Raw genomic sequence first — 24244 nt, forward strand, 5'->3', positions numbered from 1 at the left:
AGAGGATGGCGAAAAATGGCACGCGTAGCGATCGTGACGGGTGGAACGCGCGGTATCGGCGAGGCGATCAGCCTTGCGCTCAAGGACGCGGGCATGACGGTCGCTGCCAATTATGCCGGCAATGACGAGAAGGCCAAGGCCTTTACCGAGCGCACGGGCATCAAGGCCTATAAATGGGATGTCGGCGATTTCGATGCGTGCGCCGCGGGCGTGGCGCAGGTCGAGGCCGAATTGGGCCCGGTCGATGTCGTCGTCAACAATGCCGGCGTCACGCGCGACGGCACGATCCTCAAGATGAGTCGCGACATGTGGGAGGACGTGATCCGCATCAATCTGGGCGGCTGCTTCAACATGGCGCACGCCACTTTCCCGGGCATGCGCAGCCGCAAATGGGGGCGGATCGTCAATATCGGCTCGATCAACGGACAGGCGGGGCAATATGGCCAGGTCAACTATGCCGCCGCCAAATCGGGCATCCACGGCTTCACCAAGGCACTGGCGCAGGAAGGCGCGCGGGCAGGGGTGACGGTCAACGCGATCGCGCCGGGCTATATCGACACCGACATGGTCGCGGCGGTTCCGCCCGACGTGCTCGAGAAGATCGTCGCCAAGATTCCGGTGGGCCGGCTCGGCCAGGCGAGCGAGATCGCGCGCGGCGTAGCGTTTCTGGTGTCGGAAGAGGGTGGGTTCGTCACCGGATCGACGCTGTCGATCAACGGCGGACAGCATATGTACTGACGGGCGCAGGCGCGGCAACGTCCGCGCCGATGCGCGAAGCGCAGCGCCCGGCACGGCCGGCGGGTCGGCAAGGCCGAACCCGTCCGACGGCGGCTTTGCCGTCGTCGTGCCCGCAGATCTCAGACGCCTGAACGAAATGGGCCGGCCCCCTAGGGAGCCGGCCCACAGCCCTCGATACGCTACGCGAGGGCGTCGATACGCAAACTACGATGCCCGCTATAGCCTGGATCTCTTTGCGCCAGCTGAACGGCCCGGTCATCTGGCGTTCATCTTTTCTCCGCTGGTTCTGCCATCGCGAGCGGCTATGACCGCGGCCAATGCGTCTCGCTCTCCCGCTTTCCGTACTCCTGATGCTGACTCCCACCGCCTCGGGCGTCGAGCCGCGGCCGGTGCTGGGCGATCGGCCCGAGATCCGGGCGGAGCCGGTGCTGCTCGACGCCTCGAACCCAAGCCGGCGACAGGTGGGTGCGCTCACCTATCTGGGCGGCCTCGCGCTGACGAGCCCGGATCCCGCGTTTGGCGGCTTCTCGGCGATGCGCGTGATCCGCGATCGCTTCACCTTGCTCAGCGATGGCGGCAACATCGTCGATTTCCGCATGGGGCCGGACTTGCAGCCGCGCGACGTGCGCTTCGCCGATCTGCCGGGGCCAGGCACCGGCGCGATCAAGCGCCATCGCGATTCCGAATCGCTGACTTGGGATCCCCGGACGGGCCGGGTGTGGGTCGGCTTCGAGAACCGCAATGCGATCTGGCGCTACGACGCCACGCTTGCGCATGCGGAGCGCAACGTGAAGCCGGCCGCGATGGCCGATTGGTCGATCGCCGGCGGCGCGGAAGCGATGGTGCGGCTGCGGAGCGGCCAGTTCATCGTGTTCAGCGAGACCGCGCGGCCCACGGGATTGCGCGATGCGCGCATCGTGCTGCGCTTCGCGGGCGATCCGACCGAGACCAAAAGCGCTCCCCTGCGCTTCGCGTACGTGCCTCCGGCGGGATATGATCCTACCGACGCCGCCGAACTGCCCGACGGGCGGCTGATGGTGCTCAATCGTCGCCTGTCGCTGTCCGGGCTGTTCACCGCAAAGCTCAGCCTGATCGATATCCGCGGCGTCCGGCCCGGCGGCGTGGTCCGGGGCGCCGAGATCGCCAGCTTCGAGCGGCCGTTGCTGCACGATAATTTCGAGGCGCTGGCGATCACGCAGGAAGGCGCGGACACGATCGTCTGGATCGCGTCGGACGATAACGGCCAATTCTGGGAGCAGTCTTTGCTCCTCAAATTCAAGTTCGACGGGCAAGCGAAAAGCCCGCTCCCCGTGAAGGGAACGGGCTGACAACCAATTCGTCGAAGAATGGTTAGGCGGCGGCCTTTTCGGCCGGCGCGGCCGCCTTGCGCACTTCGCGCTTCAGGCGGCGTGCGCGCAGCGACAGATCGTCGTCGCTGGCCTTGAGCAGCCAGTTGTCGAGACCGCCGACATGCTCGACCGAACGCAGGCCGTGCGTCGAGACGCGCAGGCGGATGCTGCGGCCGAGCGTATCCGACATCAGCGTCACGTTCTGCAAATTGGGCAGGAACGTACGCTTGGTCTTGTTGTTGGCGTGGGAGACGTTGTGTCCCACCTGCCGGCCCTTGCCGGTCAGCTCGCAAATGCGCGACATCGCTTCAAATCCTGGTTTTGGGCATAAGCCGGAAAGGCCGCGCCGATAGCGGGAATGGGGGGGTGCGTCAACCGATTCGCCGATCAAACCGCTCGACGGCACGCAACCCACATGGCCGGTCGGGCGTTATTACGCAAACGATTCGATCCGGGAGATGAAGACGATGCGCGCAATTCTGGTCCTGCTGGGGCTCATCGCCCTCGGAGTCGTGGTGCTGATGTCGCTCGGCATGCTGCGGATCAATCAGCGGCAGGGCGCGAGCCTGCCCACCGTCACGCTCCAGGCAGAGGGCGGCCAATTGCCCAAGTACAGCGCCGAGACGGGCAGCGTCGGGATCGGCAACACCGCCAGGACCGTCGAAGTGCCGACGGTGGAAATGAAGAACGCGACGGTGGTCCTGCCGACGATCGAAGTGAAGCAGGCTCCGGGCGCCTCGCCCACGCCGGCGGCGAAAAAATAATGCATGTCGGGCGCATCGTCGCGGCGGTGCTGCTGCCGCCGCTCGGCACCTATCTCGCGCGCGGACCCGGTCGGGATTTCCTGATCACGTGCGGGCTTACCGTGCTGGGCTTCCTGCCGGGCGTCGCTTTTGCGCTTTGGACGGTGCTGCGGGACGAGCAGCGGGAGCCGGCCGCGGCATAGGGCTTTCGCCGAAAGGGACGGGGCACTAGTCACGTGCCTGTGTTCCCGCTCCCCGAACAGATGCGCACAGCGCTGGATGCAGCCGCGAAGGCCGGTGCGGCAGGCGAAGTGCCGGTGGGGGCGGTGGTCGTGCACGACGGCAGGATCGTCGCCGTCGCTGCCAATGCGCCGCGCACCCTCCACGATCCGACCGCGCATGCCGAGATGCTGGCGATCCGCGAGGCGGCGCGTCTGCTCGGCCGCGAGCGGCTCGAGGATTGCGACCTGTGGGTGACGCTCGAGCCCTGCGCGATGTGCGCGGGGGCGATCGCCCATGCCCGCATCGCGCGGCTCTATTACGGCGCGAGCGACCCCAAGGGCGGCGCGGTGGAGCATGGCCCGCGCTTCTTCGCGCAACCCACCTGCCACCACCGCCCCGAAGTCTATGCGGGCATCGGCGAGGTCGAGGCAGGCGCGCTGCTCAGGGATTTCTTCCGCGAGCGGCGCGCCTGACTTCCCGTCTCAGCCCAGGTCCTGCTGGGTGACCGGAACCAGCTTGATCTCGACCCGGCGGTTGGCCGCCTTGCCTTCCTCGGTGTCGTTGCTCGCGATCGGCTGGCTCTCGCCGAAGCCGCGCGTGCCGAGCCGGGCGCTCTGCACGCCGCGCATCGTCAGATAATCGGCGACGGCGCTCGCCCGGCGCTGCGACAGGTCCAGATTGTACGAGTCGCTGCCGGTCGAGTCGGTATGGCCGTACACGTCGACATAGGTCTGGTTGTATTGCCGGAGCACGTCGGCGACCTGGTCCAGCGTCGCACGGAACTGCGGCTGGATGCTCGACTGGTTGGTCGCGAAGGTGATGCCCGAAGGCATGTTGAGCACCAGATCGTCGCCCTGGCGGATCACGCGGACATCGGTGCCTGCGGTGCGGCGGCGCAGTTCCTGTTCCTGTCGGTCCATATATGCGCCGATGCCGGCGCCGGCGAGGCCGCCGATGCCGGCGCCGATGATCTTCTCGGTGCGATCATTGCGCCCGCCGACGAGATCGCCGAGCAGATAGCCACCCACCGCCCCGCCGACGCCGCCGATCGCGGCTTTCGACACGCGGCGCTCCCCGGTCACCGGATCGGTGACGCAGGCGGCGGTCAGCGTGGTTGCGGCGAGTGCGGTCGCGATCAGGACCTTGTTTGCAGTGCCCATCATTTTCCTCCCAAGTGGAACGGCTTGAGCCAGCAAAACCCATGGTCCCGGCAGGTTGTTCCGCCTGCGCATCGACATGCGCCGCAGCTAGCGGTTGTGAAGCAAGGTCGAGTGCGGATATGGAGGGCGCGCACCATGCCAGCCCCCTTCCCCTGGATCGACGTCGCGATCATCCTCGTGCTGATCGCCGTGAACGGCGTCTTCTCGATGTCCGAACTCGCGATCGTCTCCGCTCGCCCTGCCCGGCTCGAGGCGATGGCGCGGACCAATCGCGGCGCCGCGACGGCCATTCTGCTTGCCGCCGATCCGGGCAAGTTCCTCTCGACCGTGCAGATCGGCATCACCCTGATCGGCATCGTCGCCGGCGCCTATTCGGGCGCGAGTCTCGGCACCCCGGTGGCGGAGCGCATCCAGGGCCTTGGGCTCTCGGCTGAGACCGCGCATACCCTGGGCATCGCGCTGGTGATCGCGATCACCACTTATGCCTCGCTGGTGGTCGGCGAGCTGGTTCCCAAGCAATTCGCATTGCGCTCGCCCGAGCCGATCGCCGCGATCATGGCGATCCCGATGCTGTGGCTCAGCCGGATCACCGCGCCGATAGTGTGGCTGCTCGACAAATCGAGCGCGCTGATCTTCCGCGTGATCGGGCTCAAACGCGAATCGGAGAACCGCGTCACCGCCGAGGAGCTTCACCTGATCGTCGCCGAGGCGAGCAAGTCGGGCGTGATCGAGGAGCATGAGCGCTCGATCATCTCGGGCGTGGTTCGCCTCGCCGATCGCCCGGTGCGCGAAGTGATGACGCCGCGCACCGATGTCGACTGGCTCGATGTCGATCTCGACGCGGACGGGATCCGCGACGCGCTGCTGGCGACGCCGCATACCCGGTTGCCGGTGGCCGAGGGATCGGTCGATGCGGTGATCGGCGTGGTGCAGGCGCGCGATATCGCCGCGGCGCTGTTCCGCGGCGAGCCGCTGGAGCTGCGCCGGCTGATGCGTCCGGCGCCGGTGCTTCCCGATCAGGTCGATGCGATGGATGCGCTGGGCGCGCTGCGCCGTGCCGAAGTGCCGATGGGGCTCGTCCATGACGAATACGGCCATTTCGAAGGCATCGTGACGCCGGCCAACCTGCTTGCCGCGATCGCCGGCGATTTCGCTTCGGACGCCGAGCCGGGTGACAGCCCCAGCCTGATCGTGCGCGAGGACGGATCGCTGCTCGTCTCGGGCCAGATGCCTGCCGATGCGCTTGCCGAGCGGCTGGGGATCGAATTGCCCGAGGACCGCGACTACGCCACCGTCGCCGGCCTCGCGCTGGCGGTGCTCAAGCACCTCCCCGACGAAGGCGAAGTGTTCGCCGAACAGGGCTGGCGCTTCGAGATCGTCGATATGGACGGTCGCAAGATCGACAAGTTGCTGGTGCGCGAGGCGCGCAAGAGCGCCTGAGCCTCAGGCCGATTCAGAGCTTCCCGAACACCGCTTCATAGCCGGCGGTATCGCCGCGGGCGAGGAAACCGGCTTGTTCGATCCAGCGATCGCGGTGGATGCGGCCCTGGAAGGTGCCGAGCTCGGCGTCGAGCGCGGCGGCCTGTTCGGGCGTCAGCGCGGCGATCTGCGCGAAGCTGGTGACGCCGAGCGCGTTGAGGCGTTCGGCCAGCTTGGACCCCACACCCTTCATGCGGGTGAAATCGTCTGCACCCGCCGGTTCGGATTCGGGCTCTGAGGCCGCGAGCGACGCCGGCGAGGCGTCGAGCGGTGCTGCCGCGGCGATCGGCTCGTCGGCCAGCGGCACGGGTTCCGGCGCAGGCGGCGGCGGTGCCGCGATCACCGGCGTGTCGGCGATCGGCGGCGGCGCAGGCGCTAGCGGCGGTGCGATCGGTTGCGCCGCCGGAGTCTTCGGATCGCCCGCATCATGGAGTTCGCCGCGGTCCTCCAGCTGTTCGCGTGCCTGCTGCCGACGCCTGGCGAGCCGTGTACCCCAGGCGAGGATGAACAACGCGAACAGCACGCCGAGGCCGATCAGCACGAAAGATGCCGTGAGCCATGCCGGGCCGCCGTCGATGATCGGTCCCCCGGTCTGCCAAGCCGTATCGTTCATTCAACTCGCTCCCGACGTCATGCAGTCACGCATATCCCAATTGCATAACGCCGGATTCCACGGCGTCCAACGGGGCTGTCATCAGGCAACCTAACGAAAAGGGCCGGAGGATCGCTCCTCCGGCCCAATTCCAGCGTTTTTGCAAAGCTCAATGCGTGCCGGGCACTTCGGGCTTGAGCTCCTCATAAGCCTCATGCTCGGCGACCTCGATGATGCCGCGGCCGACATGGCTGCGGGAGCGGCTATAGGCGAAATAGACGATCAGGCCGACTACCGCCCAGCCCACGAAGAGCATGATGGTCGTCGGCGACAGGCTGAAGAACAGGTAGATGCAGCCGATGATCGCTACCGGCGCCGTCAGCATGATCGCCGGCGTGCGGAACGGCCGCACGCGTGTCGGATCCGTACGGCGCAGCACCAGCACTGCGATCGAGACCGCGGCGAACGCGAACAGCGTTCCCGAATTCGAGACATCCGCGAGCAGTCCGACCGGGAAGAAAGCGGCGAACAAGGTGACGAAGATGCCGGTGATGATGGTGATGACGTGCGGCGTGTGGAACCTCGGATGGACCCTGGAGAAGAATTCCGGGAGCAGGCCGTCGCGGCTCATCACGAAGAACACGCGGGTCTGGCCGAACATCATCATCAGGATGACCGAAGGCAGCGCGATGATCGCCGCAGCGCCGACCAGCCAGCCGATAAAGGGGTAGCCGATCGACTTGAGCGTCCAGGCCAGCGCTTCCTTCGAGCAGACCACGGCATTGTCATGAACCGCCGCACAGGCCTGAGACAGAGCAGGGGTGCCCGGCGAGAGCACTTCGCCGGCCGGGCCGAACATCGGCTGCGCGCCGACGGTGCCGATGACGCCGGCGGCCACGAGCAGATAGAAGATCGTGCAGACCGCGAGGCTGCCAATCAGGCCGATCGGCATGTTGCGCTGCGGGTTCTTGGTTTCCTCGGCCGCGGTCGAGACTGCGTCGAAGCCGACATAGGCGAAGAAGATCGACGCGGCCGCGCCCGAAATGCCGGCAAAGCCGAGCGGCGCGAAGGGCGTGAACTGGCCGGTCTTGATCACAGGAATGGTCAGGAGGACGAACATCGCCAGCGCCAGGATCTTGACCCCGACCAGCACGGCATTGACCGTCGCGCTCTCCTTGGTGCCCTTGACCAGCAGCGCCGTGACCAGCGCCGCGATGACCATCGCGGGCACGTTGATCATCCCGCCGTCAAAGGGTCCGCGGACCAGATCGAGCGGCACGGATATGTTGAAACTGGTATTGAGCCAGCCGATGAAATAGCCCGACCAGCCGACCGAGACCGCACCCGCGGCGATCGCATATTCGAGGATCAGCGCCCAGCCGACCATCCACGCCACCAGCTCGCCCATCACGGCGTAGCTATAGGTGTAGGCGGAGCCCGAGACCGGCACCATCGCCGCCATTTCCGCGTAGCAGAGAGCAGCTACGGCGCAGACCGCGCCGGCGATCACGAACGAGAGCATCATGCCGGGCCCGGCCTTCTGCGTGGCTTCGGCGGTGAGAACGAAGATGCCGGTGCCGATCACCGCGCCGATGCCGAGCATCGTGAGCTGGAAGGCGCCGAGCGATCGGTGAAGCGATTTCTTCTCGGCCGTCGCCAGAATGGCGTCGAGTGGTTTTACGCGCCCGAATATCATTGAGTGGTCCCCTTTGCGGCGCAACCCGTGCGCCGCCCCGAATATGAAAGGCGCGAGCCTAGCCGCAAAACCCGCCCGCGCAATCCCTTAGTGCAGCCTCAGCGCGCCAGCATCGGCCCCAGCGGGCGGCCGGCGAAGACATGGACGTGGAGGTGCGGGACCTCCTGGTGCGCGTCCTGCCCGATATTGGCGAGCAACCGGTAACCCGGCGCGACCATCCCTGCCTCGCGCGCGACATGCCCGACCGCGCGGACGAATCCCGCGATCTCGGCATCCGTGGCCTTGGCCGCGAAATCGTCCCAGCTGACATAGGGGCCCTTGGGGATCACGAGGATGTGCTGCGGCGCCTGCGGGTTGATGTCGTAGAAGGCGAGCGCGTGATCGTCCTCATACACCTTGTTCGACGGAATCTCGCCGCGCAGGATCTTCGCGAAGATGTTCTGGTCGTCATAGGGCAGGGTGGCGTCAATCGGCATTTCGGCTAGCCTTTTCATCGATGCCCGACACGCCTTCGCGGCGGGCGAGTTCGGCGCGGACGTCGTCGAGGTTCAGGCCGGCATCGGCGAGCAGCACCGCGAGGTGGAATATCAGGTCGGCGGCCTCGCTGACGATCCCGGCCTTGTCGTCCTCGATCGCGGCGATCACCGTCTCGACGGCTTCCTCACCCAGTTTCTGTGCGATCTTGGCGCGGCCCTTTGCGGTCAGCCGGGCGACATAGGAGCTGTCCGGATCGCCGCCCCGGCGTTCGCGGATCACGGCTTCGAGCGCGTCGAGAGTATCTGCCATGTCGCTCCGGCTGCGGGAGCGACGCGCGCCTGTCAATCCTTGGGCGCTTTGCCGCGGAAGCGCGCGCGCAGGCGGTTGCGCACGAACCAGACGCCGAAGGCGGCGCAGGCGAACAAGGCGATGTCGGAGATCTCGGGCATCGAGCGCGTGCCCGCGACGCCGGTGTGCGGTGGCTCCTCGGCCCATGCGGGGGTAGCGATCAGCAGGGCGAGGGCGATGCGGAGCATGACTCGATTGTAGGGCCGGGGAGTTGGAGAAGGGTTAAACGACTGTCAGCTCCGCACCGGAATCCCCGCCGCCGCCAGCGCGGCATGCGCTTCGGCGATGGTCGCCTCGCCGAAATGAAAGATCGATGCTGCGAGGACCGCCGAAGCGTGACCATCGCGGATGCCCTGGACGAGGTGCTGGAGGTTGCCGACACCACCGCTCGCCACCACCGGTACCGTGACCTGATCGGCGATCGTACGGATCAGCTCGAGGTCATAGCCGTCGCGCGTGCCGTCGCGGTCCATCGACGTGACGAGCAATTCGCCCGCGCCCAGCTCGGCGAGCCGCAGGGCGTGTTCGACTGCGTCGATCCCGGTCTTGCGGCGTCCGCCATGGGTGAAGACTTCCCAGCGCTCGCCGACGCGCCGGGCATCGACCGAGACGACGACGCATTGGCTGCCCATCCGGTCGGCGATCTCTGCGACCACCTCCGGGCGCGAAACCGCGGCGGAATTGACCGCGACCTTGTCGGCGCCCGCGAGCAGCAGCGCGCGCGCATCCTCGACACTGCGGACGCCGCCGCCGACGGTGAGCGGCATGAAGCACACTTCGGCAGTGCGGCGGACGACATCGACCATCGTGCCGCGGCCCTCATGGCTCGCGCCGATGTCGAGGAAGCAGAGCTCGTCGGCGCCCGCCGCATCATAAGCGCGCGCCTGCTCGACCGGATCGCCGGCGTCGATCAGGTCGACGAAGTTGACGCCCTTCACGACGCGGCCATTCGCCACGTCGAGGCAGGGGATCACGCGGGCACGGACGGTCATGACTTAAGCCCCTCCCCTTCAGGGGAGGGGTTGGGGTGGGGCAGTGCCCCAAGCTTAAGTCTCGGTGAGACGGACAGGCCCCACCCCCAACCCCTCCCCTGAAGGGGAGGGGCTAGTTCTCGTTGCGCCCTCACCGCGCCACCTCGATCGCCCAGGCGAGATCGAGCCGACCGTCATACAGCGCCCGCCCCGTGATCACCCCTTCGACACCGTCGTCGACATGGCGTTTCAGCGCGTGGATGTCGCCGATATCGGTCACCCCGCCGCTGGCGATCACCGGGATCGTCACTGCCCGGGCGAGCGCCACCGTCGCCTCGACATTGCACCCCTTGAGCAGCCCGTCGCGGCCGACATCGGTGAACAGCAACGCTGCGACGCCGGCATCCTCGAACCGGCGGGCGAGATCGACCACCGACACGTCGGACACGTCGGCCCAGCCGCGTGTCGCGACCAGCCCGTCGCGCGCATCGACTGCGACGACGATCCGGCCGGGATTGTCGCGCGCGGCTTCGCGGACGAGATCGGGATTCTCCAGCGCGGCGGTGCCGATCACGACGCGTTCGACGCCCAGATCGAGCCAGCGCTCGATCGATCCGCGGTTGCGGATGCCGCCGCCCAACTGGACCTTGCCGCCGAAGCGCTCGAGGATCGACGCGACCGCCGCGCCGTTGACCGATTCGCCCGCAAAGGCGCCGTCGAGGTCGACGACGTGCAGCCATTCGGCCCCGGCATTCGCGAAGATCTCGGCCTGTGCGGCGGGATCGTCGCCATAGATGGTGGCACGATCCATATCGCCCTCGGCGAGCCGGACGACCTGTCCGGCCTTGAGGTCGATGGCGGGGAAGACGATCAAGGCCGCCATTTGAGGAACCTCTCCAGCAGCGCGATGCCGTAGCGCTGGCTCTTTTCGGGGTGGAACTGGACGCCGGCCATGTTGTCGCGGCCGATCGCGGCGGTGACAGTGCCGCCGTGCTCGGTGGTCGCCAGCACCGAATCGCCCGTGAAGGCGAAGCTGTGGAGGAAATAAGCCTCGCCGCGCTCGATCAGCGGATGATCGGCGGCGGGAATCACGTCGTTCCAGCCCATATGCGGCACGCGCACGGCGGGCGAGGGGGGCAGCGCGTGGACGGTGCCGGGGATCCAGCCGAGTCCCGCGTGCACGCCATATTCCTCGCCGGTATCGGCCATCAGCTGCATGCCGACACAGACACCCAGGAAAGGCGCGGCTTCCTGCCGAACCCGGCGATCGAGCGCTTCGATCATGCCCGGGATCGCGCGGAGGCCCGCGGCGCAGGCAGCGAAGGCGCCGACGCCGGGCAACACGACGCGATCGGCCTTCGCCACCGCATCGGGATCGGCGGTGATGACGAGCCCCTCGGCGCCCGCGGCTTTGAGCGCATTGTGGACCGAATGGAGATTGCCCGCGCCGTAATCGATCAGCGCGATGCTCACGGCAGCAGCGACTCCAGCGCCGGCGCCGCCATGCTCGGGGTGAATTCGACGAAGTCGTTCTCCGCGACGCCCGCCAGCCGGTACGGATCCTGCGCGGCCCAGGCTTCGACATCGCTGCGTTCGCCGCGGGCGATCAGCACGCCGCCGGTCTCGGGCTGGCGCCCCGCAGTGATCAGCCGGCCCTCGGCCAGCGCCTCGCGCAGCCAGGCGACATGCGCATCGCGGTGCGGAGTGACGTCGCCGGTGTAGCGGAGCAGGACGATGATCATCAGAGGACGCCTTTGGTGCTGGGGATGACGTCCGCCTTGCGCGGATCGATCTCGATCGCCTCGCGCAGCGCCCGGGCGAGGCCCTTGAACGCCGCCTCGGCGATATGGTGGTTGTTGCTGCCGTACAGCGTCTCGACGTGGAGCGTCACGCCGGCGGTCTGGGCGAAGCTGTGGAACCAGTGTTCGAACATCTCGGTGTCCATCTCGCCGAGTCGCTTCTGGCTGAACTCGGTCTTCCAGACGAGGAAGGGCCGGCCCGAAATGTCGATCGCGACGCGCGCGAGCGTCTCGTCCATCGGCGAGAGCGCGTCGGCGTAGCGGCGGATGCCCTTCTTGTCGCCCAGCGCCTTGGCCATCGCCTCGCCGATCGCGAGGCCGGTATCCTCCACCGTGTGGTGCTGGTCGATGTGCAGGTCGCCGACGGTCTTCACGTCCATGTCGATCAGCGAATGGCGGCTCAATTGCTCGAGCATGTGATCGAAAAAGCCGATGCCGGTCGAAACCGCATAGGCGCCGGTGCCGTCGAGGTTGACGGTGACCTCGACCGAGGTCTCGCTCGTCTTGCGGCTGATCGTGGCGGTGCGCATGCGCCCCCATAGCGCCCGCTTGGCCCCAAGCAAAATAGCCTTGCTTGGGGTCAAGCAGCATACGCTTGACCCGTGGGCGTGAAACGCTACCCAAGGCCCATGACCGGTGCCGTACCTGACAGCCTGATTCCCTATGACGAGATCGTCCAGGAAGCCCTTCGCGCTGTGGTCGGCCGGGTCCTCGGAACGGTCGCCGCGACTCAGGCGCTCCCCGGCGCGCACCATTTCTACATCACCTTCAAGACTCACGCGCCCGGCGTGGACATCCCGCAGCGGCTGATCGAGCGTTTCCCCGACGAGATGACGATCGTCCTCCAGCACCGCTTCTGGGATCTGAAGGTCGACGACGAGAAATTCTCGGTCGGACTGAGCTTCAATCAGGTGCCGGCGATCCTCAACATCCCCTTCTCGGCGATCACCGGCTTCCACGATCCGGCAGTCAATTTCGAGCTGCGTTTCCAGGCCCAGGATGTGCCCGAGGGCCCCGAGCCGCACGAAGAGGCCGAGAATGACGGCCCGACCGTGACGCCCGCGGACGACGGATCGAACGTCGTCTCGGTGGACTTCAAGCGGAAGAAATAGCTAAGGGGCCGTCATCCCGGCGCAAGCCGGGATCTCATGCCAGCGAGGCTGCGTCAGCGGCCTGAGACCCCGGCGTTCGCCGGGGTGACGGAGGAAGAATGAACACCCGCACCGAAACCGATTCGATCGGCGCCATCGAAGTTCCCGCCGATTGCTATTGGGGCGCGCAGACCCAGCGCTCGATCGAGAATTTCCCGTTCGGCGCCATGGAGCGCATGCCGCTGGGCATCGTCCATGCGCAAGCCATCGTGAAGCAGGCCGCGGCGCGGGTGAACCGCAAGCATGGCCTCGACGCGAAGATCGTCGACGCGATCGAGGCGGCGGCGCAGGAGATCGTCGCGGGCAAGCTCGACGACCAGTTCCCGCTGGTGATCTGGCAGACCGGCAGCGGCACCCAGACCAACATGAACGTCAACGAGGTGATCGCCGGCCGCGCCAACGAAGTGCTTGGCGGCACGCGCGGCGGCAAGAGCCCGGTGCACCCCAACGACCATGTCAACATGAGCCAGTCGTCCAACGACAGCTTCCCGACCGCGCTGCATGTCGCGACGGCAATCGCGACGCGTGACCTGCTGGTCCCCGCGCTCGAGCAATTGACCGCGTCGCTGACCGCCAAGGCCGAAGCCTGGGATCACATCGTCAAGATCGGCCGCACCCACACCCAGGATGCCACGCCGCTGACCCTGGGGCAGGAATTTTCGGGCTATGCCGCGCAGCTGGTGAGCTGCAAGGCGCGGATCGAGGGGGCGCTGAACGGCAATATCCGGAAGCTGGCGATCGGCGGCACCGCCGTCGGCACCGGGCTCAATGCGCCCGAAGGCTGGGCCGAGGACATGGCCGCGGCAATCAGCGACATCGCCGGCACGCAGTTCGAGCCTGCGCCCAACAAGTTCGAGCAGCTCGCCGCCAAGGACGGCCTCGTCTTCTTCTCGGGCGCGCTCAACACGCTGGCGGTGGCGCTCAACAAGATCGCCAACGACATCCGCTTCCTCGGCTCGGGCCCGCGCTCGGGGCTGGGCGAGCTGTCGCTGCCGGCCAACGAGCCCGGCAGCTCGATCATGCCCGGCAAGGTCAACCCGACCCAGTGCGAATCGCTGACGATGGTCGCCGCGCAGGTGATCGGCAACCACCAGGCAGTCACCGTCGGCGGCATGCAGGGCCATTTCGAGCTCAACGTGTTCATGCCGCTGATCGGCGCGAACGTGCTGCGCTCGATCCACTTGCTCGCGGTGGGCATGACCAGCTTCGCCGAGCGCTGCGTCGACGGCACCGAGGCAAACGAGAAGCAGATCGCCGATCTGGTCGGCCGATCGCTGATGCTGGTGACCGCGCTGGCACCGGTGATCGGCTATGACAATGCCGCCAAGATCGCCAAGAACGCGCACGAAAAGGGGCTGACGCTCAAGGAATCCGGGCTGGCGCTGGGGCTCGTCGATGAGGCGACATTCGACGAATATGTCCGCCCCGAGACGATGGTCGGGAAGTGACTTCTTTCTCCCCTCCCTCCTAGGGAGGGGCAGGGGGTGGGTAGAAAAGGTCGGGCTCGATGCTCGGCCTTTTCTTTTTCTCGAGCCGCATCGATGGGCTCCCCCGGCCTTCGCCGGGGTCGCACCCACCCCTAGCCCCTCCCTTACAGGGAGGGGAACAAGTCCGGGATTCAACCGCTTACCCTTCGACTCAGGTAAGCGAGGGAGTATCCAATGATCGGCGACGCAATTGCAGGGTGGATCGGCAACAAGATCGATCGCCGCGACGGCAAGGGCGGCACGCTCGGCGCGATCGCGGGCGTGCTCACCTGGAAGGCGGCGAAGCGGGTCGTGCCCGCCGCGATCGTGCTCGGCGCGGTGGCGTATGGCGCCTACAAGCTTTCGCAAGGCTCGAACCCGCCGGTGTGACGTGACGCTCTGACTTGACGGGGGGCGAGTCCGCACGCCAGTAGCGCCCATGCCCCACCGCACCGAGAACGATCCGCATAAATTCCGCCGCCGCGGCGTCCTCTTCGTCCTTTCCTCGCCTTCGGGCGCGGGCAAGTCGACGATTGCGCGCAAGCTGCTCGCGGCGGATCCGTTTCTCGAAATGTCGGTGTCGTACACCACGCGGCCGATGCGCCCGGGCGAAGTCGACGGCGTCGACTATCATTTCGTCGATCTCGAGAAGTTCCGCGAGATGGTCTCGAACAACGAGTTCCTCGAATGGGCGCACGTGTTCGACCAGCGTTACGGCACCCCGCGCGAGGGCGTGAACAAGATTCTCGCTTCGGGTCGCGACGTATTGTTCGACATCGACTGGCAGGGCGCGCAGCAGCTGTTCCAGCTCGCCGGCGGCGACGTGGTCCGCGCCTTCATCCTGCCGCCGTCGCTCAAGGAACTGCACGAGCGCCTGATCCGCCGCGCGACCGACTCGGTCGAAGTGATCGACGCCCGCATGGCCCGCGCCACCGCCGAGGTCAGCCACTGGGACGGCTATGACTATGTGCTGGTCAACGACGACGTGGAGGAGTGCTTCGAATCGGTGCACACGATCCTGAAGGCCGAACGGCTGCGGCGCTCGCGCCAGACGGGGCTGATCGGGTTCATCCGCGGGCTGAACAAGTAACGCGACGGCGCTGCCCCGGGGCAGGTCGCTATTCCAGGCCGTTCGCGATTCGGGTGAGGGCGATCGCGCCACCGCACGGCATCTTGCGAACCGAAGGTCACACCAGGGTCACACTGCCGCGCATGTTCCGGCGATGAATGGGCCCTGCGGGAAATCACAAGGGCCTGGCCCGGAAGCGCCTTGCGTTCCGATCGGACCGACATTGTCAAAGAGCGGCCGCCAGGCGGCAGCGTCTCGATCCCAGCAAACGAAATCCTACATTGCAAGGGGTATCAGACCTCGATTGCAAACCGTGCCAGCGCCCCAGAGACTGCCATTCCAGGCAACGTCTCAGTACCCCATAAGCCGTCATCCAGTGGATGCGGATAGGGACCGCGCCGAAGTGCCTGTGTCAAAATACAAGGGGAGGACCCATGGGAGCGGTCGCCAGGATAGCCGCTATCGCGCTTGTCACCTTCGCCGGCCTGGCCATGCCGATTTCGGCGCAGGGGCAAGCCGGCGCATCGAAGGTGTTTGCATGCTCTCTGGGCAAAAAGTTCGTGTCGGTTACGGCTGTCGGCAGCACTTTGACCTATCGGTTTGGCACGCCCGCGAAAGTTGAGATGGCGATCATCGGCAGCGCGGCGCGGGGAAATATATTCTACCGGACGGATCGTTACGCGAGCGCGCAATATCAACTCAGGTTCGCGAACGGCCCTTACAGTTACATCGTCTACAGCATGGGAGGGAACGACCGCACCGGTACCAAGCCCGTTTCGGGACTGGTCGTGATGAAAGGCGCGCGCCGGATCTCGGACATGTCGTGCGTTCGGCAAGCCGAGTTCAGTACGGCGTTCGATCTAAACGCGCTGCCCAAAGACGCCGAGGCTTATTCCGCGATGTGACTTTCGGGGGCGGCGATGCGCCAAGCCATTTGCACGGACTGGCATTCTCGTGGGGAAGGCAGACGCCTGGAGCGGAACGGTCGGAAACGCTCCACGAGCGGCCACCGTCGATCCTTGCCGGCACTGTGGCCAGCTGCAGGCCGGTAAAGGGGGCTCTCCGCAGAGGATGTCGCCTGTGGCGCTCCCCTTCCACCACCGCCTTTCGGCGGCGGTCCCCCTCCCCGTACCGGGGAGGATCTGAACGGCAGCTATCCACCACTTTCAGCCGTCGGCGGATCATGCCGACGATCCGACGGCTGATGTCCGAGATTGGTGGAAAGCGGTCGTTGGCGAGGCGCCGCGCATGACCTAACAACCAGACATGTCGCTCTACCGAAAATCTTGGTTGTTCATGGCGTGGATCATGCTCCTGTTCATAACCTCGCCGTTCTGGCTGTTCTTGCCGTTTGTTCGCTGGGGTCTGATCGGCGCACTTCCCGGCGCGGCTTTCTGGCTCGCTCATGGCGCCGCCGCGCTATGGCTTTTCCGCTGTCCAGAGTGCGGCACCTCTCCATTCACGACGCGAATAGGCTTCATGGCAATCAGCCATCCGTGGCCACGTCGGTCATGCTCGAAATGCGAGCAAGACCTTACTGTCTAATGTCCGCTATTGGGCATTACCCGCCGTAACTCGGTACCGTCTCGAAGGGCAGCTTCCGGGCGTCCCGGCGACGTCGCAACCACGAATATTGTCGCCGTTCGATCCACCATGCTAGGCGAAAGGCATCTCTGGTCGAGGAGTGGTGATGAGCAAGAAGACGAGAACGATCCTGGTGATGGTGATCATCGAAGCGGGCCTAGCAGGGATATGGTGGTATCTCGCCCGCTACGGCATGGACAATCCCGATCGCGTCACACCGGATTTCCAGGCGGTCGTCGGCCAGACAATGGGAATGGCCATGGGAGGCCTGCTGGGGGTCGGCATCATCTTGTTTCTGGTCGCGGCCCGCAACGATCGCAAGGCGGCGCAGGACAAGCCGGACCGATAGAGCCGTTCGCCAACTGACGCCGACCTAAAGCAGCCCCAGGAACCGCGCGCCCGCATCGAAGTCCGCGCGGTGCGCGTCGCGTGCCTGCACCGCGAGTTCGTCCTCGCCCCATTGCTCGGCCTGCCAGTCCTCGTCGATCTCCGCGGCGCGCCATACCGTCTCGCGATCGGCGGCGCCTTCGAGCAGCGCCAGCGCGGCGACCAGCGATCCGCTTACCGTCACCAGCGGCGAAAGGCCCGCGAGGCGGAAGGCGTCGAGCGCCGCCACTGCTTCGCGCAGGCGCGCCACGGTCGCGGCCGGCTGGGCGCGGTGCATCACGCCGGCGGTCGTCTCGAAATGCACGTCATAGCGTCCGCGCGCCCATTCGAGCAGCGGGTCCCATGCGGCCCTCTGGCGCTCGACCAGGGGCGGGGGTCCTTCGGCGCGGTAATAAAGCAGGTCGCTCTCGCCATACGCCGCGAGCCCTGCGGCGAAGGCGGCCGTGTCGGGCGCGATCCGGTCGATCGCGGCGTTGGCGAGCCCGGTCAGCGGCATCGCGCGCGGGTCGACCGTCTCGCGCACTGTGCGCCATTCCCCGGCCACCGCCTCGGCCAGCTGAGGCGTGGGCAATGCGAGCGGTGCGCGGCCGGGGGTGCGCACCGGCTTGCCGTCGAGCGCGATGCCGTTGCCGGGCTCGATCGTCACGTGCTTCCAGAATCGCTTCACGGCTGCGGCGTCCTCCAGCGGCGCGCCATTGCGCGCGGCACCACCGCCATGAAATATAACGAGGAAAGCAGGATCGCGCCGCCGAGCACGCTGCCTTCCCAACTGTTCGAGCGCCCGGCGACGAGCAGCCCGAGCACGGCGCCCGCGGTCGCGAGCATGTTGACTCCGACGATCATGAAATAGCGCTTCTGCGCCAGGCGGTCGGCATCGGTCATAGGGCCTCCAGGTGCGCGGGCAGCGCGGCCGCATGATCGACGACATGGCCGGCGCCCGCCTGCCACAGTTCATGCATGGTGTGGTAGCCCCATGCAACACCTACTGCATGCGCACCCGCCGCGCGCGCCATGAGGATGTCGAAGCTGGTGTCGCCGATCATCGCGGTGGTTCCGGGCGAAGCGCCGGCCTCGGCCATCGCCGTCTCGATCATCGAGGGGTGCGGCTTGGAGGGGTGGCGATCCGCGGTCTGGAGCGTGACGAAGCGATCGTAGAGGCCGTGATGCTCGAGAATGTGCCTGAGCCCGCGATCGGATTTGCCGGTGGCGACGCCGAGCAGCCAGCCATTGGCGTCGAGCGTCTCGATCGCGTCGGCGATCCCCTCGAAAAGGGGCTCGGGGGCGAGCGCACCGCTGGCGCGCATCGCGAAGAAGGCGCGCTTATACTCCTCGGCCATCGCTTCGTGCTGGCCCGCCTCGGCCTCGGGCAGCAGCTGCGCGATGGCGGGAACGAGGCTGAGCCCGACGATCCGCCGGATCGTCGCGCGCGGCGGCGGATCGAGCCGCGAGACGGCGAAACACTCCTCCATCGCGCGGCAAATATTGGCTTGGCTGTCGACGAGCGTGCCGTCGCAATCGAAGAGCGCGAGGCGGTTCATTCGGGATTGCGCATCCAGTGCGCGATCGCACGGCGGCCCTGTGCGTCGAGCGCATCGGCTGCGGCGTGCCGGGCGGATTCGGGCTTGTTCTGGCCGAGTTTCCGCGTGCCGCGCCACGCCGTGACTTCGAGCCGGAAGCCGATGATCGCGTCGAGCATTTTGCCGAGCAGGGCGGGATCGACCTTGGCGCTGGTCCATTCGGGTTTGGGCGCGAGCCGGCGCTCTTGCTCGTGGCTGAGAGCGTCGATGATCGCGCGCAGCGCGTCGCGGTCGGTCCGCACCATCCGCCCTTCGAGCTCGACGCTCACATAGTTCCAGGTCGGCACTTCGTTGGGGCCGGTACCGTACCAGTCGGGACTGACATAGGCGTCGGGTCCGTGCGCAGTGAACAGACCGGTCGCGCCGTCGAGGTGCCGCGCGATTCCATTGCCGCGTGCGACGTGGAGCCCGAGCGTTGTCTCGTCGAGCCACACCACCGGCACATGCGCGACGCGGGGACCATCGGGCGTGGCGGCGAACAGCGCGCCGAAGCCGAGCTGCGCCACGAAACCGCGCATCGCCTCGCGGTCCTCCCAGCGGAAGGTCGGGTTGGGATGCACGTCAGTCCTTCTGGCCGCGGCCGCGCCGCTCGCCTCGCCGTTCCTTGCGAACGCCCTTGGCGTGCGCGCGGGCCTGGGCCTTTTTCTGCTCGCGGCTCATCGGTGGACGGTCGTCGAGCGCGTCGGTGTTGCCCAGCGCCAGGTCGAAGCCGAGCGTCTTCATCGATTCGGCGAAATGCGAGGGCAGCTCGGCAGTGACGTCGATCTTGCCCTCGTCGGGATGATCGATGCGGATGCGCCGCGCGTGAAGGTGCATCTTCCGGGAGATGCCGCCGCTCAGGAACGCCTCCTGCAGCCCGTATTTGCCGTCGCCGACGATCGGGTGGCCGATCGCCGCCATGTGGACGCGCAACTGGTGGGTGCGGCCGGTGAGCGGCTGGAGCTCGACCCAGGCGGTGCGGTTGCCGGCCTGCTCGATCACGCGGTAGCGCGTGCGGCTGGGCGCGCCTTCCTTCATGTCGACCTGCATCTTCTCGCCGCCGGTGCCCGGCTGCTTGCCGATCGGCAGCTCGATCAGCCCGTCCTCGATCTCGGGCACGCCCATGACGAGCGCCCAATAGAGCTTCTTGGCGCTGCGCCCGGAGAAGTGCTTCGAGAAGAAGGCGGCGGCGCGCGAGGTGCGGGCGAGCAGCAGCGCGCCCGACGTGTCCTTGTCGAGCCGGTGGACCAATTTGGGCCGTCCCTCGGCCTCGAACTGGAGTGCGTCGAGCAGGCCGTCGACGTGCTCGAAGGTCTTGGTGCCGCCCTGCGTCGCGAGGCCCGGCGGCTTGTTGAGCACGATCGCCTGCGCATCCTTGTGGATCACCATCTCGCGCGCGAACGCGATCTGGTCGTCGCTGAGCGGCGGGCGATCCGATTTGGGCTTGGCCGCGCTGGCCTTGACCGGCTCGGCCGGGGGCACGCGGATCATCTGGCCGGTGGCGACGCGATCGCTCGGGTCGGCGCGCGCGCCGTCGACGCGGAGCTGCCCGGTGCGCGCCCAGCGGGAGACGATGTTGAAGCTGGTGTCGGGCAGATGCCGCTTGAACCAGCGATCGAGCCGGATGCCGTCATCGTCGGCGGCGACGCGGAACTGGCGGACGTCGGTGCCGCTCATGCCACTGCCCTCGCGAGTTGGAGGCCGATCGCCAACGCGACTACCGAGCCGATCACCGAGGCGAGGATATAGCCGAGGCCCATCGCCCAATCGCCGCGCTGAAGCATGTTCATCACGTCGAGCGAAAAGGCCGAAAAGGTCGTGAAGCCGCCGAGTGCGCCGACGCCCAATAGCAGCCGCCATTGCTCGCCATTTTCGCCGAACCGCATCAGGCCGCCGGCGAGTAGGCCCATCAGCAGCCCGCCGATCAGGTTCACGGCCAGCGTGCCCCAGGGATAGTTCGGGCCGAACAGGCTGAGCGTCGCACGCCCGACGAGATGTCGGGCGCCGGCACCGAATGCGCCGCCGATCATGACGAGGAAAAGAGAAGGCATGGAGCGCCGGTAGCGCGGAATGGCCGCGAGGGGAACCGCGCTGTTCGCGCGCGGCGCTTCAGGCCCCGTTATTGGCGACCAGATCCACGTCGGTGCCGCCGTCCCTGCGCGCGGTGAGGAACAGCACATAGGCGCCGTCGTCGCGGGCGCGCGTGCCGCCGAGGATGTGCTGGGCGCCGTCGACCTGATGCTCGGCGCTGTACCCGGCGCGGACGGCCTTGGTGTAATACCAGTCGAGCAACGTCTGCATCGGCTGCGCGGCGGAAAAGCTGACGACGCGCAATGCGCAATTGCCCTGTGCGCCCGCAGCCTCGGTCACGCGTGCCTGCGGATAGAGCGGCAGATCGGCCGGAAGCCGCTGCGCCCAGCTCGCCGAATATTGGAGCGAACCCGCGCAGCCCCGCGTCCGCGCATTCTTCTGGCGCGCGGCGATCCCGGCGAGCGTCACCGATTCGCGCGCCGCGGCGCATTGGGGGCAATCCTTGCCGCTGACCGGCGGGGGCGTCTTGAGCAAGCCGGCGGTGTCAATCTTGGTGCCGTTGGCGGCGACTGCGTCGTCGGGAACGCCGCCCGAATAAGGCTGGCTGGGCGGGCGCACCGCATCGCCGTTCGCCTGACCGCCAAGCTGCGGGTCGACCATGATCTGGTCCTGCAGCGCGCCGGTGAGCGCCGGATCGGCGGCATTGCCGAGCTCGGCATCGCTCAGCGTGTTGTTGGCCATGTCCGCGCCACCGCAGCCGGCAAGTGCCAGCGGCAGGAAGACGAACAGGATGAAACCGATGGTGCGGAACATTGCGAAAAGGCGCTCCTTTGGGCATCCCCTCATGCCGCAGCAAGGTTAAGGAACTCTTGGGGAGGGCGCCTCACGCGACTTAGCTTGCCAACACACCGCGCCGCCCCCATGTTTGCTTTATGCTGAACCTCATCTCCATCCTGATCGGCCTGGTCGCGATACCGTTCGCGCTGGTCGGCGTGATTCCATTCCCGCTGGTGCCGATGCTCAACTGGATTGCCTTTCCCGTGGCGCTCGTCGGCGCGGTGATCGGCATGCTCTCCAGTCGCACCTCGGGCCGCAACCTCAATTTGCTGGTCATGCTGGTCAGCGGCTTGCGGCTCTTCCTCACCGGCGGGCTGATCTAAAAGCGGAGAGTTTGCGCGGCTGTCCGCTTCGCTCCACTAGCGGACGTCCTTCCAGCTTCCGAGGTTTTGGCGCTTGAGCGACGCGATCGACGGCTGGCCGAGCGGGTATGGCTGGTTGCCAAAGAGGCGAGCGACAAACAGGCGCTCTCCGACGCGCTGGAAATACAGAAAGCATGGATCGGGAAGAGGTATCGGAATCAGGCGCGGCGGAGTGCCCTTGATGCTCGCCTCTACGCGGAGGAGCCCCGGTAGCGGTTCCTTTGTGTCATTGAGCATCCGCGCTCCAGGTGATCTGATCACGGTAACTTCAGCAATATAGCTTGCGTCCGTGAATATGCGTCGCGCTGCCCGGTCTACCTCTGCCTGAGGAACCGCCTTGCGAGTCGCAACCGGTGCCGGCGTGCAGGCCTGCGCATCCCAAGCACACAGCGTCATGGCTGACGCGATCATCAACGCACTCAGATATCGTCGCATGAGAAAGCTTCCTGCCAACGCCGATGCAGATAGTGGCCGTGCAACCTTAACGATCGCTTTCCACCTAGCGGCCGTTCCGCGATAGAAGCCCGCCAACGAAAAGGGCCCGACGCCGAAGCGCCGGGCCCTCTCTTGCCTGCGTGGCAAAGACCTTAGCGGCAGCGGACCTGGCCGCGATCGACCGATGAGCCGAGCGCCGCACCGGCAGCCGCGCCGAGCAGGGTGCCGAGCGTGGCATTGCGGCCGTTCGAGAGCGCGTTGCCGAGGAAACCACCGGCGACGCCACCGACGATCAGGCCGGTCGTGCCGTCCGAGCGGCGGCAATAATAGCGGCCGTCGTTACCGCGATAGATCCGGTCGTTCCGGCTCAGGCGGCGCTCCTGATAATAGCGGCCATCGCGATAATATTGATCGGCATAATAAGCGTTCGTGCCGCGGGGCAGGCGGTTGTAATCATAGTTCCGATACTGGCGCCAATCGCGGCTGTCGCGGCGATATTCGCGCTGGGCCTGCCGCATGTCGCGGCGGCATTCGCGCATTTCGCGCTCATATTCGCGGCGATTGTCGGCACGGCGCAGCTCGCGGTTGCAGTCACGCTGCGCCTCGCGCACGTTTTCGCGATATTCCTGGCGGGGCGTCTGGGCCATCGCCGGCAGTGCCGGGATGGCCACGGCGGCAATGGCCGCGGCAAAGAGGATACGCATGGATCATCTCCTGTTTTCTTATTATTGAAGGTGACGATCCAACGTACCGGCGCATCGCCGGGTTGCGTGAACGCGAAACTACGTTCCGTTCATCCGCGGGCCATGTCCGCGTTCAAATCCGCGCGGCACCCGGATAAGCGAAGAGCAGGTCGCTGCCTGCCTCGGCGTGGAGTTCGCACGCCCCTTCCAAGGTCAGGCACTCGCCGGCCCGGAATGCGACTCCGTCGACCACGCCTTCGCCCGCGAGCGGGATCAGCCAGCCGGTAACGCCTTCGGGCAGCGTGAAGCTGCGCCGTCCGCCTTCCCAGCGCTCGAGCACGAATTTGGGCCCCTCGACCAGGATCTCGCGGTCGTCCGCCACCTTGCCCGGCATCGGATGTGGCACATAAGGCACCGGGTCCGACACGGCGACTCCGTCCTCGAGATGCAGCTCGCGCGGGCGGCCGTAATCGTAGAGCCGATAGGTCGTCTCGCTGTTCTGCTGCACTTCGACCAAAGTGATTCCGGCGCCGATCGCATGGATCGTCCCCGAGCCGGAATAGAAGAAGTCGCCCGCCTTTACCGGCTTCCAGTCGAGCAGATACTCGATCGATCCGTCGAGCGCCGCGGCGCGCAGCGTCTCGCGGTCGATCGGCTCCTTCGTCCCCAGCGCAATCGTCGAATCGGGTTCGGCGTCGAGGATTACCCAGCATTCGTCCTTGCCGCGCGGCAGGCCTTTCGCTTGCGCCTGTTCGTCGTTCGGGTGGACCTGCACCGACAATTTCTCGCTGGTGAAGAGATATTTGATCAGCAGATCGGGAGCGGCATTGCCCGGCGTCTGGAACCAGATCTCGCCCACTGGATCCTGGTCGGGTGCCGGATCGGCGAAACCCGGCCACAAAGTGTGGCGTCCCCAGGGCTTTTCAACACGGTGCGTGGCGAGAAGCGTCGCAGTCACTCAATTTCCCTCCCGATACTCGGATGCGCAATGACCAGCGCAACGCGCCCATGCAGGAGAAGGTCCCGCGAAAAAAGCGCCCGCCGCACCGGCCGTCGCGGCCTATGACACAATCGCGCCGCGAAAAGGATTGTTTGACGCCACTACGCTC

Annotated in this window: 36 protein-coding genes; 14 read left to right on the forward strand and 22 right to left on the reverse strand. The window is 66.6% G+C overall.

Annotation, left to right across the window (positions count from 1 at the left end; translation table 11 throughout):
• Positions 1-15 precede the first annotated feature (15 nt).
• Positions 16-738, forward strand: coding sequence for an acetoacetyl-CoA reductase (gene phbB / locus ASE13_RS02040; RefSeq protein ID WP_056610712.1), 723 nt, complete (start codon positions 16-18; stop codon positions 736-738).
• Positions 739-1055: 317 nt separating this feature from the next.
• Complete coding sequence (locus ASE13_RS02045; protein ID WP_056610715.1) at positions 1056-2066, forward strand: esterase-like activity of phytase family protein; 1011 nt, start codon at positions 1056-1058, stop codon at positions 2064-2066.
• Positions 2067-2088: 22 nt separating this feature from the next.
• Here the strand turns inward: ASE13_RS02045 and rpmB are convergent, their stop codons facing one another.
• Positions 2089-2391, reverse strand: coding sequence for a 50S ribosomal protein L28 (gene rpmB, locus ASE13_RS02050; RefSeq protein WP_056610718.1), 303 nt, complete (start codon positions 2389-2391; stop codon positions 2089-2091).
• Between the two features lie 163 nt (positions 2392-2554).
• Between rpmB and ASE13_RS02055 the strand changes: the two genes are divergently transcribed.
• From ASE13_RS02055 to ASE13_RS02065, 3 genes are read left to right on the forward strand one after another with little or no spacing between them, the layout of a single operon-like run.
• Positions 2555-2851: a hypothetical protein gene (locus ASE13_RS02055; protein ID WP_082596570.1), complete on the forward strand. Its 297-nt coding sequence runs from the start codon at positions 2555-2557 to the stop codon at positions 2849-2851.
• On the forward strand, positions 2851-3033 hold the full coding sequence (locus ASE13_RS02060) for a YqaE/Pmp3 family membrane protein (protein ID WP_056610725.1): 183 nt from the start codon (positions 2851-2853) through the stop codon (positions 3031-3033). The genes ASE13_RS02055 and ASE13_RS02060 overlap by 1 nt, the downstream gene beginning before the upstream one ends.
• 60 nt (positions 3034-3093) lie before the next feature.
• On the forward strand, positions 3094-3525 hold the full coding sequence (locus ASE13_RS02065; RefSeq protein ID WP_056614582.1) for a nucleoside deaminase: 432 nt from the start codon (positions 3094-3096) through the stop codon (positions 3523-3525).
• A 9-nt stretch (positions 3526-3534) separates the two neighbouring features.
• Here the strand turns inward: ASE13_RS02065 and ASE13_RS02070 are convergent, their stop codons facing one another.
• Positions 3535-4212 carry an OmpA family protein gene (locus ASE13_RS02070; RefSeq protein ID WP_056610728.1) on the reverse strand — a complete coding sequence of 226 codons (678 nt, stop codon included), beginning with the start codon at positions 4210-4212 and terminating at the stop codon, positions 3535-3537.
• A 135-nt stretch (positions 4213-4347) separates the two neighbouring features.
• Between ASE13_RS02070 and ASE13_RS02075 the strand changes: the two genes are divergently transcribed.
• Complete coding sequence (locus ASE13_RS02075) at positions 4348-5652, forward strand: hemolysin family protein (RefSeq protein ID WP_056610731.1); 1305 nt, start codon at positions 4348-4350, stop codon at positions 5650-5652.
• A gap of 13 nt (positions 5653-5665) precedes the next feature.
• Here ASE13_RS02075 and ASE13_RS02080 read toward each other — a convergent pair whose 3' ends face one another.
• The 10 genes from ASE13_RS02080 to hisB form a co-directional block, all read right to left on the reverse strand.
• On the reverse strand, positions 5666-6304 hold the full coding sequence (locus ASE13_RS02080; RefSeq protein ID WP_056610734.1) for a hypothetical protein: 639 nt from the start codon (positions 6302-6304) through the stop codon (positions 5666-5668).
• Between the two features lie 148 nt (positions 6305-6452).
• Positions 6453-7979, reverse strand: a complete 1527-nt coding sequence (locus ASE13_RS02085; RefSeq protein WP_056610737.1) for an amino acid permease — start codon at positions 7977-7979, stop codon at positions 6453-6455.
• Between the two features lie 98 nt (positions 7980-8077).
• The gene (locus ASE13_RS02090) at positions 8078-8455 is read right to left on the reverse strand and encodes a histidine triad nucleotide-binding protein (RefSeq protein WP_056610740.1); all 378 of its coding nucleotides are present in this window, start codon (positions 8453-8455) and stop codon (positions 8078-8080) included.
• Positions 8445-8765: a phosphoribosyl-ATP diphosphatase gene (locus tag ASE13_RS02095; RefSeq protein ID WP_056610743.1), complete on the reverse strand. Its 321-nt coding sequence runs from the start codon at positions 8763-8765 to the stop codon at positions 8445-8447. The genes ASE13_RS02090 and ASE13_RS02095 overlap by 11 nt, the downstream gene beginning before the upstream one ends.
• Positions 8766-8797: 32 nt before the next feature.
• A complete protein-coding gene (locus ASE13_RS02100; RefSeq protein ID WP_056610746.1) occupies positions 8798-8992 on the reverse strand; it encodes a hypothetical protein in 195 nt (64 codons plus the stop codon).
• Positions 8993-9037: 45 nt separating this feature from the next.
• A complete protein-coding gene (hisF, locus tag ASE13_RS02105; protein ID WP_056610749.1) occupies positions 9038-9796 on the reverse strand; it encodes an imidazole glycerol phosphate synthase subunit HisF in 759 nt (252 codons plus the stop codon).
• A gap of 130 nt (positions 9797-9926) precedes the next feature.
• The gene (gene hisA, locus ASE13_RS02110; protein ID WP_056610752.1) at positions 9927-10658 is read right to left on the reverse strand and encodes a 1-(5-phosphoribosyl)-5-[(5-phosphoribosylamino)methylideneamino]imidazole-4-carboxamide isomerase; all 732 of its coding nucleotides are present in this window, start codon (positions 10656-10658) and stop codon (positions 9927-9929) included.
• Entirely contained in the window at positions 10646-11248 is a 603-nt protein-coding gene (gene hisH, locus ASE13_RS02115) for an imidazole glycerol phosphate synthase subunit HisH (RefSeq protein WP_056610755.1), read from the reverse strand. Before hisH ends, hisA begins: the two co-directional genes overlap by 13 nt.
• A complete protein-coding gene (locus tag ASE13_RS02120; protein WP_056610758.1) occupies positions 11245-11517 on the reverse strand; it encodes a YciI family protein in 273 nt (90 codons plus the stop codon). The genes hisH and ASE13_RS02120 overlap by 4 nt, the downstream gene beginning before the upstream one ends.
• Complete coding sequence (gene hisB, locus ASE13_RS02125) at positions 11517-12104, reverse strand: imidazoleglycerol-phosphate dehydratase HisB (protein WP_056610762.1); 588 nt, start codon at positions 12102-12104, stop codon at positions 11517-11519. Before hisB ends, ASE13_RS02120 begins: the two co-directional genes overlap by 1 nt.
• 99 nt (positions 12105-12203) lie before the next feature.
• Between hisB and ASE13_RS02130 the strand changes: the two genes are divergently transcribed.
• The 7 genes from ASE13_RS02130 (at position 12204) to ASE13_RS02155 (ending at position 17193) form a co-directional block, all read left to right on the forward strand.
• Positions 12204-12686: an SspB family protein gene (locus tag ASE13_RS02130; protein ID WP_056610765.1), complete on the forward strand. Its 483-nt coding sequence runs from the start codon at positions 12204-12206 to the stop codon at positions 12684-12686.
• Between the two features lie 98 nt (positions 12687-12784).
• Positions 12785-14173, forward strand: coding sequence for a class II fumarate hydratase (fumC, locus tag ASE13_RS02135; protein ID WP_056610768.1), 1389 nt, complete (start codon positions 12785-12787; stop codon positions 14171-14173).
• 213 nt (positions 14174-14386) lie between these two features.
• Entirely contained in the window at positions 14387-14581 is a 195-nt protein-coding gene (locus ASE13_RS02140) for a hypothetical protein (RefSeq protein WP_056610771.1), read from the forward strand.
• A gap of 49 nt (positions 14582-14630) precedes the next feature.
• Positions 14631-15281, forward strand: a complete 651-nt coding sequence (gene gmk / locus ASE13_RS02145; RefSeq protein ID WP_056610775.1) for a guanylate kinase — start codon at positions 14631-14633, stop codon at positions 15279-15281.
• A gap of 413 nt (positions 15282-15694) precedes the next feature.
• Positions 15695-16165, forward strand: coding sequence for a hypothetical protein (locus tag ASE13_RS02150; protein WP_056610778.1), 471 nt, complete (start codon positions 15695-15697; stop codon positions 16163-16165).
• Between the two features lie 361 nt (positions 16166-16526).
• Positions 16527-16805 carry a hypothetical protein gene (locus tag ASE13_RS19635; protein ID WP_156404689.1) on the forward strand — a complete coding sequence of 93 codons (279 nt, stop codon included), beginning with the start codon at positions 16527-16529 and terminating at the stop codon, positions 16803-16805.
• A gap of 145 nt (positions 16806-16950) precedes the next feature.
• Positions 16951-17193 (forward strand): hypothetical protein, encoded by a 243-nt coding sequence (locus ASE13_RS02155; protein WP_056610782.1) that lies wholly within the window; start codon positions 16951-16953, stop codon positions 17191-17193.
• Positions 17194-17217: 24 nt separating this feature from the next.
• Here ASE13_RS02155 and ASE13_RS02160 read toward each other — a convergent pair whose 3' ends face one another.
• Genes ASE13_RS02160 through ASE13_RS02190 form a run of 7 tightly spaced genes read right to left on the reverse strand, consistent with a single transcriptional unit; the run spans position 17218 to position 21631 of the window.
• Positions 17218-17898 (reverse strand): ATP12 family chaperone protein, encoded by a 681-nt coding sequence (locus ASE13_RS02160; RefSeq protein WP_056610785.1) that lies wholly within the window; start codon positions 17896-17898, stop codon positions 17218-17220.
• Positions 17895-18113 (reverse strand): hypothetical protein, encoded by a 219-nt coding sequence (locus ASE13_RS02165; protein ID WP_056610788.1) that lies wholly within the window; start codon positions 18111-18113, stop codon positions 17895-17897. Before ASE13_RS02165 ends, ASE13_RS02160 begins: the two co-directional genes overlap by 4 nt.
• Positions 18110-18769, reverse strand: coding sequence for an HAD-IA family hydrolase (locus tag ASE13_RS02170; protein ID WP_056610790.1), 660 nt, complete (start codon positions 18767-18769; stop codon positions 18110-18112). The genes ASE13_RS02165 and ASE13_RS02170 overlap by 4 nt, the downstream gene beginning before the upstream one ends.
• Positions 18766-19368: an FMN-binding negative transcriptional regulator gene (locus ASE13_RS02175; RefSeq protein WP_056610793.1), complete on the reverse strand. Its 603-nt coding sequence runs from the start codon at positions 19366-19368 to the stop codon at positions 18766-18768. Before ASE13_RS02175 ends, ASE13_RS02170 begins: the two co-directional genes overlap by 4 nt.
• Position 19369: 1 nt before the next feature.
• Positions 19370-20464, reverse strand: coding sequence for an RluA family pseudouridine synthase (locus ASE13_RS02180; RefSeq protein ID WP_056610795.1), 1095 nt, complete (start codon positions 20462-20464; stop codon positions 19370-19372).
• Positions 20461-20838: a fluoride efflux transporter CrcB gene (gene crcB, locus ASE13_RS02185; protein WP_056610797.1), complete on the reverse strand. Its 378-nt coding sequence runs from the start codon at positions 20836-20838 to the stop codon at positions 20461-20463. The genes ASE13_RS02180 and crcB overlap by 4 nt, the downstream gene beginning before the upstream one ends.
• A gap of 58 nt (positions 20839-20896) precedes the next feature.
• Positions 20897-21631, reverse strand: coding sequence for a hypothetical protein (locus ASE13_RS02190; protein WP_056610800.1), 735 nt, complete (start codon positions 21629-21631; stop codon positions 20897-20899).
• A 119-nt stretch (positions 21632-21750) separates the two neighbouring features.
• Between ASE13_RS02190 and ASE13_RS02195 the strand changes: the two genes are divergently transcribed.
• A complete protein-coding gene (locus ASE13_RS02195) occupies positions 21751-21978 on the forward strand; it encodes a hypothetical protein (RefSeq protein ID WP_056610802.1) in 228 nt (75 codons plus the stop codon).
• A 36-nt stretch (positions 21979-22014) separates the two neighbouring features.
• Here ASE13_RS02195 and ASE13_RS19640 read toward each other — a convergent pair whose 3' ends face one another.
• The 3 genes from ASE13_RS19640 to ASE13_RS02210 all read right to left on the reverse strand — a co-directional run bounded on the left by ASE13_RS19640 (position 22015) and on the right by ASE13_RS02210 (position 24093).
• On the reverse strand, positions 22015-22452 hold the full coding sequence (locus ASE13_RS19640; RefSeq protein WP_156404690.1) for a hypothetical protein: 438 nt from the start codon (positions 22450-22452) through the stop codon (positions 22015-22017).
• 152 nt (positions 22453-22604) lie between these two features.
• Entirely contained in the window at positions 22605-23156 is a 552-nt protein-coding gene (locus ASE13_RS02205; RefSeq protein ID WP_056610808.1) for a glycine zipper 2TM domain-containing protein, read from the reverse strand.
• Between the two features lie 112 nt (positions 23157-23268).
• Entirely contained in the window at positions 23269-24093 is an 825-nt protein-coding gene (locus tag ASE13_RS02210) for a class I mannose-6-phosphate isomerase (protein ID WP_056610811.1), read from the reverse strand.
• Positions 24094-24244 lie beyond the last annotated feature (151 nt).

It is taken from the genome of Sphingomonas sp. Root241 (genome assembly GCF_001428865.1).
GTDB lineage: Bacteria > Pseudomonadota > Alphaproteobacteria > Sphingomonadales > Sphingomonadaceae > Sphingomonas.

What these genes read in the sequence shown, in the direction of transcription:
- ASE13_RS02180 (WP_056610795.1), bottom strand. Translation starts at nt 20,464, where the DNA reads ATGAGCGGCACCGACGTCCGCCAGTTCCGCGTCGCCGCCGACGATGAC.
- ASE13_RS02155 (WP_056610782.1), top strand. Translation starts at nt 16,951, where the DNA reads ATGAGCAAGAAGACGAGAACGATCCTGGTGATGGTGATCATCGAAGCG.
- ASE13_RS02150 (WP_056610778.1), top strand. Translation starts at nt 15,695, where the DNA reads ATGGGAGCGGTCGCCAGGATAGCCGCTATCGCGCTTGTCACCTTCGCC.
- ASE13_RS02130 (WP_056610765.1), top strand. Translation starts at nt 12,204, where the DNA reads ATGACCGGTGCCGTACCTGACAGCCTGATTCCCTATGACGAGATCGTC.
- crcB (WP_056610797.1), bottom strand. Translation starts at nt 20,838, where the DNA reads ATGCCTTCTCTTTTCCTCGTCATGATCGGCGGCGCATTCGGTGCCGGC.
- ASE13_RS02055 (WP_082596570.1), top strand. Translation starts at nt 2,555, where the DNA reads ATGCGCGCAATTCTGGTCCTGCTGGGGCTCATCGCCCTCGGAGTCGTG.
- ASE13_RS02165 (WP_056610788.1), bottom strand. Translation starts at nt 18,113, where the DNA reads ATGACCGATGCCGACCGCCTGGCGCAGAAGCGCTATTTCATGATCGTC.
- hisB (WP_056610762.1), bottom strand. Translation starts at nt 12,104, where the DNA reads ATGCGCACCGCCACGATCAGCCGCAAGACGAGCGAGACCTCGGTCGAG.
- ASE13_RS02060 (WP_056610725.1), top strand. Translation starts at nt 2,851, where the DNA reads ATGCATGTCGGGCGCATCGTCGCGGCGGTGCTGCTGCCGCCGCTCGGC.
- ASE13_RS02090 (WP_056610740.1), bottom strand. Translation starts at nt 8,455, where the DNA reads ATGCCGATTGACGCCACCCTGCCCTATGACGACCAGAACATCTTCGCG.
- phbB (WP_056610712.1), top strand. Translation starts at nt 16, where the DNA reads ATGGCACGCGTAGCGATCGTGACGGGTGGAACGCGCGGTATCGGCGAG.
- ASE13_RS02195 (WP_056610802.1), top strand. Translation starts at nt 21,751, where the DNA reads ATGCTGAACCTCATCTCCATCCTGATCGGCCTGGTCGCGATACCGTTC.
- ASE13_RS02070 (WP_056610728.1), bottom strand. Translation starts at nt 4,212, where the DNA reads ATGGGCACTGCAAACAAGGTCCTGATCGCGACCGCACTCGCCGCAACC.
- ASE13_RS19640 (WP_156404690.1), bottom strand. Translation starts at nt 22,452, where the DNA reads ATGCGACGATATCTGAGTGCGTTGATGATCGCGTCAGCCATGACGCTG.
- ASE13_RS02190 (WP_056610800.1), bottom strand. Translation starts at nt 21,631, where the DNA reads ATGTTCCGCACCATCGGTTTCATCCTGTTCGTCTTCCTGCCGCTGGCA.
- ASE13_RS02045 (WP_056610715.1), top strand. Translation starts at nt 1,056, where the DNA reads ATGCGTCTCGCTCTCCCGCTTTCCGTACTCCTGATGCTGACTCCCACC.
- hisF (WP_056610749.1), bottom strand. Translation starts at nt 9,796, where the DNA reads ATGACCGTCCGTGCCCGCGTGATCCCCTGCCTCGACGTGGCGAATGGC.
- ASE13_RS02075 (WP_056610731.1), top strand. Translation starts at nt 4,348, where the DNA reads ATGCCAGCCCCCTTCCCCTGGATCGACGTCGCGATCATCCTCGTGCTG.
- ASE13_RS02205 (WP_056610808.1), bottom strand. Translation starts at nt 23,156, where the DNA reads ATGCGTATCCTCTTTGCCGCGGCCATTGCCGCCGTGGCCATCCCGGCA.
- rpmB (WP_056610718.1), bottom strand. Translation starts at nt 2,391, where the DNA reads ATGTCGCGCATTTGCGAGCTGACCGGCAAGGGCCGGCAGGTGGGACAC.
- gmk (WP_056610775.1), top strand. Translation starts at nt 14,631, where the DNA reads ATGCCCCACCGCACCGAGAACGATCCGCATAAATTCCGCCGCCGCGGC.
- hisA (WP_056610752.1), bottom strand. Translation starts at nt 10,658, where the DNA reads ATGGCGGCCTTGATCGTCTTCCCCGCCATCGACCTCAAGGCCGGACAG.
- ASE13_RS02080 (WP_056610734.1), bottom strand. Translation starts at nt 6,304, where the DNA reads ATGAACGATACGGCTTGGCAGACCGGGGGACCGATCATCGACGGCGGC.
- ASE13_RS02095 (WP_056610743.1), bottom strand. Translation starts at nt 8,765, where the DNA reads ATGGCAGATACTCTCGACGCGCTCGAAGCCGTGATCCGCGAACGCCGG.
- ASE13_RS02120 (WP_056610758.1), bottom strand. Translation starts at nt 11,517, where the DNA reads ATGATCATCGTCCTGCTCCGCTACACCGGCGACGTCACTCCGCACCGC.
- ASE13_RS02170 (WP_056610790.1), bottom strand. Translation starts at nt 18,769, where the DNA reads ATGAACCGCCTCGCGCTCTTCGATTGCGACGGCACGCTCGTCGACAGC.
- ASE13_RS02140 (WP_056610771.1), top strand. Translation starts at nt 14,387, where the DNA reads ATGATCGGCGACGCAATTGCAGGGTGGATCGGCAACAAGATCGATCGC.
- ASE13_RS02065 (WP_056614582.1), top strand. Translation starts at nt 3,094, where the DNA reads ATGCGCACAGCGCTGGATGCAGCCGCGAAGGCCGGTGCGGCAGGCGAA.
- ASE13_RS19635 (WP_156404689.1), top strand. Translation starts at nt 16,527, where the DNA reads ATGTCGCTCTACCGAAAATCTTGGTTGTTCATGGCGTGGATCATGCTC.
- fumC (WP_056610768.1), top strand. Translation starts at nt 12,785, where the DNA reads ATGAACACCCGCACCGAAACCGATTCGATCGGCGCCATCGAAGTTCCC.
- ASE13_RS02100 (WP_056610746.1), bottom strand. Translation starts at nt 8,992, where the DNA reads ATGCTCCGCATCGCCCTCGCCCTGCTGATCGCTACCCCCGCATGGGCC.
- ASE13_RS02085 (WP_056610737.1), bottom strand. Translation starts at nt 7,979, where the DNA reads ATGATATTCGGGCGCGTAAAACCACTCGACGCCATTCTGGCGACGGCC.